Here is a 12,283-nt window from a genome sequence, read left to right as displayed (position 1 = left end):
AGAAACCCGCGCTGACGCTGCCCGATGCGGCGGCAGCGGACGGCCCGTTGGGCCGGAGGTGATCCTGTAATCGCGCCTGGGCGCGATACCCTCTGTTTCCAGCTTGTGCCGACTGCACCGGCCAAGCCGACATCGTGCAAGTTTCTCACCATACGCACATCCCAAGGTCGCCGTCCGGCCTGCCCGCTCCATTCGGCCGGCTGACGCCGCCCTCCCGTGTTGGCCGGATGCCCCCTTTCGGGGCGGCTCCCCCGGGAGCCCGGCGCAGTCGGCGCGACGCCGCCAGCACGACTGCGGTCCTCATGCTCACTGGTTCTCCTGTCGTCGCTCGCCGCTGGGCAGAGGGTAATGCGCGGGGCGTGGGTGTCCTTCGCAGTCTCGAACAACTCGACGGAGGACAGGACGACATGACCCGATTTCCCCAACTCAAACGGCTGGAGCGCGCCGAGACCCATTTGCAGGGTGTCAGCGCCCTGGCCAATGGCCATGGCGTGGAAGCGCTGTGGTTTGATGAAGCCCGCCGCAGCGACCCGCGCGCGGTGCCCGATGCGCTCTATGTGAACATGGGCGACAGCTATGCGCCGACCATCGTCTATGACGTGGCCAGCGGCGAGTATCTGTTCACCAGCTGGGGCGATGTGGTGGAGGCGGCAGACGCCGCCCGCGAGGCCGAAGCGGCAAGCGCCGCCGAGGCCGAAACGGTGGAGGGCTGACCCATGGCCAGCCTCACCAACATCACCGCCGAACATCGCAGCGCCTTCGAGGCGCTGACCAGCGGCGCGTTTTCCAACTTCGCCCTGTTCTCCTGCTTCGCGGATGGCCAGCCCGCCGCCGCCATCTGTGCGGTGACCGAGCAGGCAGGCGAATACCTCATCCGCCCGCTGTTCGTGTCGGTGACCGACACGATGCGCCTGACCGACCATGACGGACGGGAGGCCGCGCAATGATACCGCTTCTCACGGATTGCCAGCATGCGCGCATGCTGGCCAACGGTCGCGCCAATGCCGAGCGCATGGCCGAGGACGGCAACACCCAGGACTTCTGGCCGGTGGTGAAGCTGTTCTGCCCGTGGGGAGCCGCCACGTGGCTTCTGACGGAGATCGACCCCGAGGACGAGGATATCGCCTTCGGCCTGTGTGACCTCGGCTTCGGATGCCCTGAATTGGGCAGCGTGCGCCTCTCGGAGCTTGTCGCCATCCGTGGCCCCGCTGGGCTGACCATCGAACGCGACCTCCACTTCAAGCCAACCAAGAGCCTGACGGCCTACGCCGCCGAGGCGAATGAACACGGGCGCATCAGCGCCTGAAAACCCACGCCCGCCCCACCGCTGGGGCGGGCACGAAATCCAGAAATGACGAAAGGACGAACCCCATGACCATCGAAACCATCGCCTTCTCGAAACTCGCCCCGACCGAGGGCGCCAATCCCCGCCGCAGCATGGACGCCGCCGCCATCGAGGGGCTTGCCGCCTCGATCAAGGCGGACGGCCTGTTGCAAAACCTTGTGGTGCGCAAGGACGGGCGCAAGTTCCGCATCGTCTCGGGCGAACGGCGCTGGCGCGCGCTTGCCCTGTTGGTGGAGCGCGGCGACATCGGGAAGGACTATCCCGTGCCCGTCGAGGTGCGCGCCGATCTGACCGAGGCCGACGCTTTGCGTCTGGCCACCGTCGAGAACATCCAGCGCGAGCAGCTGTCCCCCATGGACGAGGCCGAAGCCTTCGCCCTTCTGTTGGGGCGGGGCGCGCGCCTCGAAGACGTGGCCGCCAAGGCGGGCGTGTCGGTGCTGACCGTCAAGCGCCGCGTGGCGCTGGCGAGCCTCACCGACGAAGTGAAGGCGCGTGTGCGGGACGGGGAGATTTCCCTTGCCGCCGCCGAGGCGCTGACGCTGGGCAATGCCGAGCAGCAGCGCGCCGCCATTGCGCGGCTGGACAGCGGCTATCGTTACGATGCCGACGACATCCGCGACTGGCTGACGGGCGAGAAGCCCGCCCTGTCCTTGGCGATCTTTCCGCTCGAACGCTACGAGGGCACGACCACGTCCGACCTGTTCGCCGACGAGGACGCGACCGTCTTCGACGATGCCGAGCAGTTCCTGCGGCTCCAGACCGAGGCCGTGGAGGCGCTGGCCGCGCAGCACCGCGCGGCAGGTGCCGCCTTCGTTGACATCCTCACCGAAAACTACGCCGCATGGTGGCAGTATCGGGAAGCCGATACCGAGGCGGGCGAGGCAGGCGGAGTGGTGATCCACTTCAAGCCGTCAGGCCGTGTCGAGGTGCGGGAAGGGCTCGCGCGCCGCGAGGTGCGACCGAGCGTGGCGGAAGAGACTGCCGACCATCCCGCCGCGCCCAAGGAGAAGCCCGAATATACGGGCGCAGTCATCCGCATGGTCGCCGCCCACAAGTCGCTCGCCGTCATGGCGGGGCTTCTGGCCAACCCTCGCAGGGCGCGGGAGGTGGCCGTGGTGACGATGCTGAACGCTTGTGACTGGACGGCGCGGGCGCGTCTCGATGCCCATCCCGCTTTGGGCTATTTCGCTGGCGAAGACGGCAAGCCCGAGACCTACGCCAAGGTGGAAGGGGCGGCGCAGGCGGTGATGGAGGCGCTCGACATCGCCGCGACGCTCACCAGCCGCTATCCCGCGCCCGACCGTGGGGCATGGGAGACGCTCTTGCGCCCACAGAAGGAACCGCTCGCGCTCTACGAGGCCGTGACCGCCCTCGACGATGCCGCGCTCGATGCGCTGCATCTTCTGTTGACCACGCTGACTTTCGGTCAAGGCAACATGGACGCGCGCGATGATGGGGCGAGCCTGTTCAACCGCGTGGCCAGCGATCTCGGGGTGTCGATGCGGGATCATTGGTGCCCCGACGAGGCGTTCCTCACCCGCCGCCGCAAGGATCAGTTGGAGGCCATCGCCAAGGAGACGGGTGCTGTGACCCGCCTCGGGGCACTGAAGGACTACACCAAGACGCAGCTGGCCGCTGCCCTTGCCCGTCACTTCGAGCGTTGCGCCGCCGATGACAAGCTGATCGCCGCCGATCTGAAAGCCCGCGCCAATGTGTGGCTGCCCGAGGCCATGCGCTTCGATGGGGTTGGGGCGGAGGACGGCATGTCGGAACAGGGCGACGACAGGACCGAGGCCGAGGACGTGACCGAGGTCGAGGCCGACATCAAGGTCGATGACAAGATTGGCGACGGTTTACCCACGCCCGCCGTCGCCGAGGACGTGCAGCCCGCCCACGCGGCCTGACCCGTCCAGCGAAGCCCGCCCGCCACGGGCGGGCTTCGTCCTTTCCTCATGTCGTCAATTCCTCATCCAACAGGTGTCCCATGCCCACCATCCTTGGCGCGCTCGCGCTTTTTGTCCTCGCCGCCTACATCGCCCACGTCACGGGCAATCCCGAGAACTTCCTCTGGACGATCGTCGCCGTGCCCTTCGTCATTCCCGTCACGGCCATCGTGCTCTGGATCATCGGCAAGCTGCTGGCGGCGTTCCGTGGCCCGCCGCCGTCACCCTGACGGTCGGGGAGCCATCGCCATGCCGATCATCGTGACCCCCGCGCTCATCATCCTCGCCGCCTTCGTCAGCACCCGAACCGGCAGCGCCGACGCCTTCATCGCGGTGCTGGTCGTCGCGCCGCTGGCAGCCCTGGGGCTGATTTATGTCCTGCTCGTGGTCGGTTGGATTTTCCGTGCGATCCGAAGCGGGTCGAGCCCCCGCTGACCGAAGATCCCGTGTGCCGCATCGAGGGCGGTGCGGCCAACAGCCGACCCACAACGCCGCCTCGCTCCCATCAGGGGGCGGGGCGGTTTCCTGTTGCGCAAGTGATGCGATCTGGCCGGAGGCCGTGAGCGGACGGAGGCCGATTGGCCGCGTGTCAGGTGAAGGGGGCCGAGGTCGCCAGCGCGTCTCGGCTCTGTTTGGCGCGGATCAGCCGCCCGCTCGCGTCCTTTCCTCTCATGGCCACATCTGAGCCCGTCGCCCGTCCCCGCAACGGCGCACGGTCAGTTTCTTCCCCTGACCTGCGGTCATTCCTCGCGGGCGCTGCGCTTCAAGAAACAGCCCGCTTGCCGTCTGCCGCTTCGCTTCGCCCTGCGGGTGCGGGACCGGCCTTTGACGGTCTCTCTCATGGGCCATGGAAAGGTCGCGATGGGCGCGACCGCCAGAACCAAACACAGGAGACTTTCATCATGGCAACCATCGGCACCTTCACCAAGACCGACAGCGGCTTCACCGGCACCATCCAGACCCTCGGCGTCAAGGCCACCAAGGTCGCGATCACCAGCGTCGAGAAAACCGCAGACGCCGCCCCCGACTTCCGCGTCAAGGCGGGCGCTGTCGAGATCGGCGCGGCCTGGCACCGCACCTCCAAGGGCGGCAACGAGTACATCTCGGTCAAGCTGGACGACCCGAGCTTCGCCGCCCCGATCTACGCCAACCTGGTCGAGCAGGACAAAGGCTTCGCCCTCATCTGGAGCCGCTGACGACCCCGCCGCCCGCCGACGAGGCGGGCGGCGTCGCCTTCCACCATTGCACCAAAAGGACTTTGACCATGACGACCACGATTGACACGACCCTGACCTTCGACGACTGGCGCGACGCCTACCGTCCGATCCGCAACGCCCTGCGCCCCGCCGCGCCGTTCGACGGGCTGATGTTCGAGACCTTCGGCCCTGAACTCGACGCCGTCGCCGCCGCTGACCCGGCTTGCGTCTGGACCATCGTCGAAGGCGAGGACGAGAGCCTCTGGCTTCTTTCCGGCTGTCACTTCGTCAACCGGCTGGGCTATTGCATCACCGAGCACCCGTGGAGCGGCATCGACCAACTGGAAATCCGCCTCGATTGAGGCGGATATTCCACGCACATCCACTTCGGTCGGGCGCTACGGCGCCCGTGCCGATGGTAGAATCCGCACCACCTCTTCCAGCTCGTCCCGCCATACCAGCACGGGCATCGACTGCGCCCCGTAGTGCCGCGCGAGATGTAAACGATGCATGCCGCCGGCGATGACGATCTCGCCCTTCCATGGACGGATCAACGGCGGCGTGACCGCCAGCCCCAGCGCCCAGCGATAGGCGATGACGGCGGTCTTCGACCAATATCGTTTGGACCACGGGTCTTCATCGCGCCCGCTTCCGTGCTGGAGCGCACCGTGCAGTTCGCCCACCGGCACCTCGACTACCGTCAGGGTCGCAGCGTCGATGGTGTCCGGCTTCTCGCCGTCGAGCGCCAGGTAGAACCGTGACGGGTCGAAATCCCAGACCGGCTTGAACGTGGCAGACCTGTTCGCGGCGTCCTTCGCCCAGCCCTCGGCCTCGCGGCGCGTCGTCCACAACGCCACTTCGAACTCTTCGTCGAGCCGCCCGGCATCAACCTCCATCGCCACCGTGGTTGGCAGTCCGCGCCCGATCAGGCGGTTCAGGTTCTCGACGTTGGTCATCCTCTGCATCCGATTCCGGCCGCGCTGAAGGCAGCAGCCCGTCCACCATAGCATCTCCCGGTCCGTTGCCCGCCCTTCGGAGAGTCCGCTTCCCTGGCGGACGACGCCTTGCCGTCCATGACCTGCCCGCGCCAGCGGGCGAGCCCGCCCGTGTTGGTCAGGACGGCGGCGGCTGATGCCGTCCGCCCTTTCGGTCGCGTCCATCAGGACGAGCAACCAAAGACCGAAAGGAGATCACCATGGGACTGGATATGTACGCCTTCACCACCGCCGAGCCCGTCGCGGCCGCAGTGGATTTCACCACCGAGAACGCCACCGAACTCGCCTATTGGCGCAAACACCCCAACCTTCACGGGTGGATGGAACAGCTCTACCGCGCCAAGGGCGGCACCGACGCCGACTTCAACTGCGTGAACGTGGCGCTGACCGCCGAGGACTTCGACCGGCTGGAGCGCGACCTCCGCAATCAGGCTCTGCCGCACACCGAGGGGTTCTTCTTCGGCACCTCGCGGCCCGATGAGATTGAGCGCGACTTCGACTTCATCGCAAAGGCGCGGGCGGCCATCGCCGAAGGGCGGACCGTCTTCTACACATCGTGGTGGTAGCCTCTGCGAAAACGGAAGCCGCCCCCCAGGAAGGGCGGCTTCCTTCACGCCACTTCGGCTGCCACGGCACCCCAAGGACGCTGCCGACGCGTCTGGACGACGGTATTGCCTGCGCGGGGGCGGACAATCTGCACAGATTGGAGACCGGTCCCTGCGCGTTCATATCCGTCCGTGAGTGCCAGGGTCTTGCCGCACGATGCGTTCGTGCAGGCGCGCGGGCTCCCCGTCAGTCGGCACTGGTCTTATGGCCCTGTGCAGGACCCCGCTAACTGACACACCCCCGATCAGCATGCGAGCATGTCGGCAGTCTGGCATGCAGAGTGTGGCCTGTCCCCCTTCCGGGGGCACACGACCATCGCGGGCCTTCCAACTGGGCAAACTGGCGTCGGCGGCGTCCGCCGCAACGGCGCTGCCCGAGTTTCTTCCCCGGCGCCGATGGCGCCTTCCTCGCGGGCGCTGCGCGCATCAAGAAACACGGTCCTCGCCGTCTGCCGCTGCGCTTCGCCCTTCGGGTGCGGCTGGCCGCCTTTGCCGACGCCTCACGTTGCCCATGGAAGGCCGCGGTCGCGGCCCCGACAACGGAAGGAGGCAAAGCCATGAACACCCTGCACACCATCGACACCGACTACGAGCTGACCTGGGACGAATTCGTCATCACCGTGGAAGACCTGCACCTCATCGAGACCGGCGCCGACCTGGCCGAGGACGACTACGCCACAGTGCTCGCCGCCTTCGAGCGCGGCCTCAGCCCCAACGGCTGCGTCATCAGCCTCCTCGATGCCCGCCGTCCGGTCGACCAGCGCGAGCACTGGTTCCTCGCCGCCTGAGGCAAGGTCGCTCCGCTCGCCCCGCCCGCGTGATCCGCCGGGCGGGGTTTTTCGCGTTCGCGTGGGGACCCGCGCGGCGGCCGGAAGAGGGCGCTGTTGCGCCTCTCCCCCGGTCCGCTGGCGCGGCGCAGGGCATGGCTGCGCTGGCGCTTGCCGCCCTGTTGATGTCTGCGTCCGCCTGTTGAGCGTTGCGGGGCCGCGTTGATTCTGTTAGGTTCTTGTTGCATATCACTGGCCCTAGTGGACTGTGATTCCTCTGCGAATCCAATTTATGCTTCTGTCCGACCCCAAAAGTGGGTAAGCGAAAGCGTGCCACAGGGAGGAGGCAAGATGGATGTTGGTCTACAAAAATGCCTGACGGGCGGTCTGCGACCGGCCCATCCGGACGCCCCCTTCGGGGCCGCCCGACAGCATGTTTTGCATCCCAACACTGACCGCATTCGACCCCGTGACCGGGTCTCAAGCGGTGCCGTCTTGCCTCGCCATTCGGCCCCGCGGCCTCAAGGCTGGGACTCTGATCAACCCCTGTCCTCCCGGTATCGGGGCCGCTAGGCGGAGGGCGGGCGCGATGGCTGGACGGAAACCGAAAGCGCCAAAGGACCGTCGCAGCGTCGTCGCCCGCATTCGTCTGACCCCCGACGAGCAGCGCGCCATCCAGAAGCGCGCCGTCGAAGCTGGGGTGACCTTCGCCACCTATGTCCGGGACACCGCCCTTGGGCGCAGACCGCGCGCCAAGCCCGCCACCACCGCCGCCCTCGATGACGCCCTCTATGAGCTGGGGCGGATCGCCAACAACCTCGCCCAGCTCCAGGCCGCCACCGGGGACGACACCTATGGCCCCTGGGTGACCTATGTCGGCAAGGACATGATCGAGCGCCTGGCCGAGCGGAACGACCTGGCCGGGGTGTTGAGGCGCAACCTCGACGCCATCAACGGCGTCGGCCATCTGATCAACGGGATCGCCCGCCGCGCCAACATGGGCCGCGAGATCGAGGGCGGGGAGCGCGACGAGGCGCTCACCCTTCTGAAGGACATGCTGGAGCCCCTGCGCAAGGCCATCGTCCGGACGGCGAAGGGGCTGCCCGCCGAGGAGTCGCCCCCCGAGCCGGGGCCGGAGGGCGACTATGCGCTTTAAGGTGCCCGCGCGTCAGCCCGAGAGCTTCAAGGGATCGGCGCTCTACCTCGCCGGACGGATCAAGGGCCTCAGCCCCGACCGGGTGGAATTCGTCGAGACGCGCAACATCCACACCGACGACCCGCGCGCGGCGGCGGCGCTTATGGAGGCCACCGCGTCGAAGTCGGTGCGGTGCAAGCAGCCCGCCTATCACTTCATGATCACCTTCGATCCGAAGGACGCCGAGGCGGGGAAGGTGACGCCGGAGCTGAAGCGGCAGATCGCCCAACAGGTCATCGAGCGCATGGGGCTCGAAGAGCACCAGCTCCTCGTCTACAGCCACCGCGACACCGACCACCCCCACCTGCATTTCCTCGTCAACCGGGTGCATCCCGAGAAGCACGTCGCCTATGACCGCCATCAGGACGGCAAGCGGCTCACCGGCATCGTCAAGGAGCTGGCGCAAGAGCACGGGCTCAATATCCTCCGGAACCGAGAGTACGAGCGCCAGCTCGGGCGGGACGTGGTGGAGGACTACGGCCCCGCCGTCTCTGATACCGAGTACTGGCAGGCCAAGCGGGAGGAGCGCGAAGCGCAGCTGCCCTTCGGCAAGGACGCCGTCGGCGATCTGCGTCGCCGCCTGAAGGACGACTTCTACCGTGCCCAGACATGGGCTGATCTGAACTACCGGCTTGCCCAGAAGGGCATCACCCTGGAGCGGAAGGGGCAGGGTCTCATCCTTACCGATGGGGAGCGTTACGCGAAGCTCTCCGAGATGGGCAAGGGGCTGCGCTTCCAGACGCTGGAGAAGCGCTTTGGCCAGCGCTTCGACGACTTTATGGCCGACCGCGCCGCAGAGGTGGCCCGCGATGCCCGTGAGCGCGGCCTCGACACCACCGACCTCGACCCGGCGTCGCGGCGGACGGTTGAGGCCATGATGGAAGGTGATGTCGATCACTCCCCCGAGGGGACGGCGGTCCGCCGTGCCGACGAAGCCGACATGGACTATCGCTACTGGCAGCAGGTGGAGGCGGCCTATCGCTCTCGGCAGGGCGCGGTGCGCTACGCCCACCAGCGCGAGCGCGCGCTCGAGAACCAGGAGAAGCGCGACCGGGGCTGGCTTGCCCGGCGTGAGCGCAGTTTCATGGAAGGGCTGGGAAAGGTCTACAAGGACGCCGACAAGGCGCGCAGCCTCTGGGAAGCGCTGGAGGGCAAGCTCGGCGTGAAGGAGGCCGAGGACGCCATCAAGGTCAATCCATTCCTCCTGGGATCGGTGAAGGGCATCCGCACCGGCAACATTCGCACGCCGGAGCGCGAGCAGGCGCGGCGGACTTTCAAGTACCTCATGGAGCGGCGGCAGAAATTTCGGGACGCCCGGCTCCGCCTCGACCACACGCGCAGCGAGATCGAGCTCGCCCGCCGCAAGACCAAGGCCGTGCAGCGGGAATACGAGTTGATCCAGCAGGTGGCCGGGACGCCGAAGAAATTGAAGGAGCGGCTTCTGGAGCGCATCCGCGCCCGCGCCCGCGCGCTGGAACGGCTTTCCGAGCGGGCCTTCGCCCGTGCCCGCGTCGCCGACCATCGCAAGCAGCAGTTAGAGAAGGCGTGGCGGCAGCATCAGGAGCGCAAGCGCGAGCTGGCGCGGAAGAAGGAGCTGTCGCGGGAGTTGGGTTTCGAGCTCTGACGGGGACGCCGCGCCGGTTTGCCCCCGCGCGGCGTTTCCATCGTCAGGTCTATTCCGGTTTGATCACATCGCCCGAAAAGGAGGGGACCGACCGCTCGGCATCGTGCCAGCCGATTTCGAAGGTCACCGCATGGCGCCCGTCGAGGGCGATCAACGTGCCTCGGCACTGTCGTCGTGTGCCGTCGCTCGGCACGGCTTCGACAAGGTCAGCCAAGGATGCCACCAGCACATTGCCCGACGCCTCGTAGCCGGTGCGCACATAGTACGCTGTTAGCGGCGCATCACACGAAGGCAGCTCAGGTGAGGTTGCGATGTCGGCGGTTTCCGCCCTTGCCGATCCCAAGGTGAGGCATGCGGCCAGAGCTATCGTGGTGAGAATGCTTTTCATGGAAATACCCTTTCATCATTGAACGTCATCGTGCTCGCCATCGTCGAGAGGGCGCGCCATGGGCGGCGGGCTGTACAGCCCGGCAAATGCCTTCTCGGCGAAGTAGCGGATTTTCTCAGCGAGGATCGGTTTGCAGCCCTGGACGAAGACCAGCATCTGATCTTCCTTCAAGGCCATGATCTGCGCGGGCGACAGAAGCGGCTGGCCCGTCTCGCCGACGGTTTCCCCGTAGGTGGAGGACATCCACAGCCACGGCATCTTACCGGAACGAACCCCCGATTTGATGCGGACGGTGCGCTGTCCGAGCATGTCCGACAGGACCTGCGCCGTCGCCACGTCCTGCACGTTGAACGCCTGCCGCACCGCGCAGTTGGCGATCATCGAGTTCCATTTCCGATAGGTCTTCTGAAGCTGATCGAGGTCCTGCACGAACAGCCACAGGGAAGCCCCATATCCGGCCAGGTAGCCGATCCCGTCTTCGATGGGTCGCATGTACCCGAGCGCGGGCAGCTCATCGAGCAGGAACAGTACGGGCCGACGCGGCGTGCGCCGGTCGCGGGTCATCGCGGCCGTGGCAAGGCCCACCAACAGACGCAACACCGGCTTGTACACCGAGGTGTATTCCGGAGGGATCACCACGTAGAGCGAGACCGTGTCCCGCTTCAGATGCTCCATCTGGAACGTGGACCGGCTGGTAACCGCCTGAATGAGCGGGCTCTCGAAGGCTTCCATCCGGCTTTGCGCCGTCGAAATCACGCCCGAGCGTTCCTTGTCCTCCTTCTGGGAAAACCCTTCCGCGATCCGTTTGATCGCCGGGTGCCCGGACCCGCTCATGCTGGAGAGCACGGTGGTAAAGCTCTCCTTGGACCGCATCAGAAGACAACGCACCCGGTACAGGGTGCGCTCATAAGGTTGTCGGTCATGCAGGACGTGCAGCAACAGCCCCGTAATCAGGACGCGCGCCTCGCGCTCCCAGTGGTTCTCGTCCTGACCGTCGGGGGAAACGATCATCTCCGCGATCATCCGAGCGTCGTCTACCTCCAAGGGGGTACCGACGCGGATGAAGTCGAGCGGGTTGTAGCAGTCGGACTGCATGCCCTCCTCGAAGGGGGCGAAGGCGATGACGCGCCCGAACGACTTCCGGTGCTCGCCCGTGATGGCGAGGTTCTCGCCCTTGATGTCCGTCACGAACACGGAGCCCCGGTGATCGAGGAGGTTCGGGATGACGGCGCCGACGCCTTTGCCCGACCGTGTCGGCGCGAAGGTGAGCAGGTGACCCGGCTTGTCGAAGCGAAGGAAGCACCCAGCAAACCGGCCTATGATCGGGCCGCGGGCGAACAGACCGGCCGCCTTCATCTCCCTCAGCGTGGCGAAGCACGCAGCGCCGAAGGCTGACGGTGTTGCGGCGAACAGCCTTTTCAGGCCGGTGAGGGTGAGGATCGAAGCGACCGTGCCGATGCCGACAAGCAGCCAATACACGGGTCCGCCTTCGAGAAGGTAGTCGATGAGCAGGCTCAATCCGACGAGGACGATGAACCAGAACGGCACGGTGACGAGCAGCACCCGCGCCAAAAGCGCATAACGCGTGAGAAATTCCATGACGGAAATCTCCAATCGATAAACATCTAGAACCGAAATCTTATGTATTGTAGAAAAAACGGACGACTGACGACTGCAAAATATATAAAATTGATGCTATACTGAAATATGTTGCCAGCTTCCATGTCCGATCTCCGATTGACATGTCTAGAACCAAACGGAGCTGGCAACGCACTCATTTATGAAAAGCGGCATAAGTATTGACGTTTCATCGCCTGACATCGACGTAAAGGGCATTCAGCGCTGTCGGTCACGGTGAAAATTTGTGTCAGGAATACCATTTGGTGCGCCGTTCATAAAAAAGAAGCCCAACAACTGGGACGGACGAAATGCCCACAGTAAAGCATGATCTCGTACTAACGAAGCGCTATGATCCGCGTCGCGTATTCAATCGCGCTCTCCTCCTTCTGTTCGGGATACCTGTCTTTCTGGTTGGCTTTTTGCTCACCAGCTTGGACGTGCTGGGCCAAGACAAGTGGATCGTGACGCCTAGCCGGGGTGGGGCAGAGGGCGCCCGCGCGCAAGCGCAGATGACCGCGATCCACGGCGCACAGACGCAGCAGCAGGAAGCCATAGATGCGCTCCAAGCGACCATCGACACAAGCCTGACAGGGGTCATTGGTCAG

At 65.8% G+C, this 12,283-nt stretch carries 16 protein-coding genes; 13 read left to right on the top strand and 3 right to left on the bottom strand.

Annotated features, from left to right (window positions below; translation table 11 throughout):
- Window positions 1-407 precede the first annotated feature (407 nt).
- The 8 genes from N177_RS13975 (at window position 408) to N177_RS13940 (ending at window position 4,846) form a co-directional block, all read left to right on the top strand.
- The gene (locus N177_RS13975) at window positions 408-713 is read left to right on the top strand and encodes a hypothetical protein (protein WP_040485861.1); all 306 of its coding nucleotides are present in this window, start codon (window positions 408-410) and stop codon (window positions 711-713) included.
- A 3-nt stretch (window positions 714-716) separates the two neighbouring features.
- On the top strand, window positions 717-947 hold the full coding sequence (locus N177_RS13970; RefSeq protein ID WP_023433010.1) for a hypothetical protein: 231 nt from the start codon (window positions 717-719) through the stop codon (window positions 945-947).
- Window positions 944-1,306 carry a DUF2958 domain-containing protein gene (locus tag N177_RS13965; protein WP_023433009.1) on the top strand — a complete coding sequence of 121 codons (363 nt, stop codon included), beginning with the start codon at window positions 944-946 and terminating at the stop codon, window positions 1,304-1,306. The genes N177_RS13970 and N177_RS13965 overlap by 4 nt, the downstream gene beginning before the upstream one ends.
- A gap of 65 nt (window positions 1,307-1,371) precedes the next feature.
- Window positions 1,372-3,249 (top strand): ParB/RepB/Spo0J family partition protein, encoded by a 1,878-nt coding sequence (locus N177_RS13960; protein WP_023433008.1) that lies wholly within the window; start codon window positions 1,372-1,374, stop codon window positions 3,247-3,249.
- A gap of 80 nt (window positions 3,250-3,329) precedes the next feature.
- On the top strand, window positions 3,330-3,518 hold the full coding sequence (locus tag N177_RS13955; RefSeq protein ID WP_023433007.1) for a hypothetical protein: 189 nt from the start codon (window positions 3,330-3,332) through the stop codon (window positions 3,516-3,518).
- Between the two features lie 19 nt (window positions 3,519-3,537).
- The gene (locus tag N177_RS13950) at window positions 3,538-3,723 is read left to right on the top strand and encodes a hypothetical protein (RefSeq protein WP_023433006.1); all 186 of its coding nucleotides are present in this window, start codon (window positions 3,538-3,540) and stop codon (window positions 3,721-3,723) included.
- 467 nt (window positions 3,724-4,190) lie between these two features.
- Window positions 4,191-4,484: a DUF736 domain-containing protein gene (locus N177_RS13945; protein ID WP_023433005.1), complete on the top strand. Its 294-nt coding sequence runs from the start codon at window positions 4,191-4,193 to the stop codon at window positions 4,482-4,484.
- Between the two features lie 68 nt (window positions 4,485-4,552).
- Window positions 4,553-4,846, top strand: coding sequence for a hypothetical protein (locus tag N177_RS13940; protein ID WP_023433004.1), 294 nt, complete (start codon window positions 4,553-4,555; stop codon window positions 4,844-4,846).
- A gap of 36 nt (window positions 4,847-4,882) precedes the next feature.
- Here the strand turns inward: N177_RS13940 and N177_RS13935 are convergent, their stop codons facing one another.
- The gene (locus tag N177_RS13935; RefSeq protein ID WP_152527932.1) at window positions 4,883-5,440 is read right to left on the bottom strand and encodes a hypothetical protein; all 558 of its coding nucleotides are present in this window, start codon (window positions 5,438-5,440) and stop codon (window positions 4,883-4,885) included.
- A 239-nt stretch (window positions 5,441-5,679) separates the two neighbouring features.
- Between N177_RS13935 and N177_RS13930 the strand changes: the two genes are divergently transcribed.
- The 4 genes from N177_RS13930 to N177_RS13915 all read left to right on the top strand — a co-directional run bounded on the left by N177_RS13930 (window position 5,680) and on the right by N177_RS13915 (window position 9,670).
- Window positions 5,680-6,045, top strand: coding sequence for a hypothetical protein (locus N177_RS13930; RefSeq protein ID WP_023433002.1), 366 nt, complete (start codon window positions 5,680-5,682; stop codon window positions 6,043-6,045).
- 596 nt (window positions 6,046-6,641) lie between these two features.
- Window positions 6,642-6,872 (top strand): hypothetical protein, encoded by a 231-nt coding sequence (locus N177_RS13925; protein ID WP_023433001.1) that lies wholly within the window; start codon window positions 6,642-6,644, stop codon window positions 6,870-6,872.
- Window positions 6,873-7,440: 568 nt separating this feature from the next.
- Window positions 7,441-8,007 (top strand): plasmid mobilization protein, encoded by a 567-nt coding sequence (locus N177_RS13920; protein WP_040485860.1) that lies wholly within the window; start codon window positions 7,441-7,443, stop codon window positions 8,005-8,007.
- 82 nt (window positions 8,008-8,089) lie between these two features.
- Complete coding sequence (locus N177_RS13915; protein WP_200863410.1) at window positions 8,090-9,670, top strand: relaxase/mobilization nuclease domain-containing protein; 1,581 nt, start codon at window positions 8,090-8,092, stop codon at window positions 9,668-9,670.
- 49 nt (window positions 9,671-9,719) lie between these two features.
- Here N177_RS13915 and N177_RS21430 read toward each other — a convergent pair whose 3' ends face one another.
- Window positions 9,720-10,058 (bottom strand): hypothetical protein, encoded by a 339-nt coding sequence (locus N177_RS21430; RefSeq protein WP_152527931.1) that lies wholly within the window; start codon window positions 10,056-10,058, stop codon window positions 9,720-9,722.
- 15 nt (window positions 10,059-10,073) lie between these two features.
- Window positions 10,074-11,657 carry a type IV secretory system conjugative DNA transfer family protein gene (locus N177_RS13910; protein ID WP_023432998.1) on the bottom strand — a complete coding sequence of 528 codons (1,584 nt, stop codon included), beginning with the start codon at window positions 11,655-11,657 and terminating at the stop codon, window positions 10,074-10,076.
- A gap of 329 nt (window positions 11,658-11,986) precedes the next feature.
- Between N177_RS13910 and N177_RS21960 the strand changes: the two genes are divergently transcribed.
- A partial coding sequence (locus N177_RS21960; protein ID WP_210163434.1) for a hypothetical protein occupies window positions 11,987-12,283 on the top strand: 297 nt, incomplete at its 3' end.

The sequence above is a fragment of the Lutibaculum baratangense AMV1 genome (assembly GCF_000496075.1).
Taxonomy (GTDB): domain Bacteria; phylum Pseudomonadota; class Alphaproteobacteria; order Rhizobiales; family Tepidamorphaceae; genus Lutibaculum; species Lutibaculum baratangense.
This window is presented reverse-complemented; position numbering and strand designations above follow the sequence as displayed.

Excerpts from the sequence above, each read along its gene's own strand:
- N177_RS13975 (WP_040485861.1), top strand. The coding sequence starts at position 408 with ATGACCCGATTTCCCCAACTCAAACGGCTGGAGCGCGCCGAGACCCAT.
- N177_RS13970 (WP_023433010.1), top strand. The coding sequence starts at position 717 with ATGGCCAGCCTCACCAACATCACCGCCGAACATCGCAGCGCCTTCGAG.
- N177_RS13965 (WP_023433009.1), top strand. The coding sequence starts at position 944 with ATGATACCGCTTCTCACGGATTGCCAGCATGCGCGCATGCTGGCCAAC.
- N177_RS13960 (WP_023433008.1), top strand. The coding sequence starts at position 1,372 with ATGACCATCGAAACCATCGCCTTCTCGAAACTCGCCCCGACCGAGGGC.
- N177_RS13955 (WP_023433007.1), top strand. The coding sequence starts at position 3,330 with ATGCCCACCATCCTTGGCGCGCTCGCGCTTTTTGTCCTCGCCGCCTAC.
- N177_RS13950 (WP_023433006.1), top strand. The coding sequence starts at position 3,538 with ATGCCGATCATCGTGACCCCCGCGCTCATCATCCTCGCCGCCTTCGTC.
- N177_RS13945 (WP_023433005.1), top strand. The coding sequence starts at position 4,191 with ATGGCAACCATCGGCACCTTCACCAAGACCGACAGCGGCTTCACCGGC.
- N177_RS13940 (WP_023433004.1), top strand. The coding sequence starts at position 4,553 with ATGACGACCACGATTGACACGACCCTGACCTTCGACGACTGGCGCGAC.
- N177_RS13935 (WP_152527932.1), bottom strand. The coding sequence starts at position 5,440 with ATGACCAACGTCGAGAACCTGAACCGCCTGATCGGGCGCGGACTGCCA.
- N177_RS13930 (WP_023433002.1), top strand. The coding sequence starts at position 5,680 with ATGGGACTGGATATGTACGCCTTCACCACCGCCGAGCCCGTCGCGGCC.
- N177_RS13925 (WP_023433001.1), top strand. The coding sequence starts at position 6,642 with ATGAACACCCTGCACACCATCGACACCGACTACGAGCTGACCTGGGAC.
- N177_RS13920 (WP_040485860.1), top strand. The coding sequence starts at position 7,441 with ATGGCTGGACGGAAACCGAAAGCGCCAAAGGACCGTCGCAGCGTCGTC.
- N177_RS21430 (WP_152527931.1), bottom strand. The coding sequence starts at position 10,058 with ATGAAAAGCATTCTCACCACGATAGCTCTGGCCGCATGCCTCACCTTG.
- N177_RS13910 (WP_023432998.1), bottom strand. The coding sequence starts at position 11,657 with ATGGAATTTCTCACGCGTTATGCGCTTTTGGCGCGGGTGCTGCTCGTC.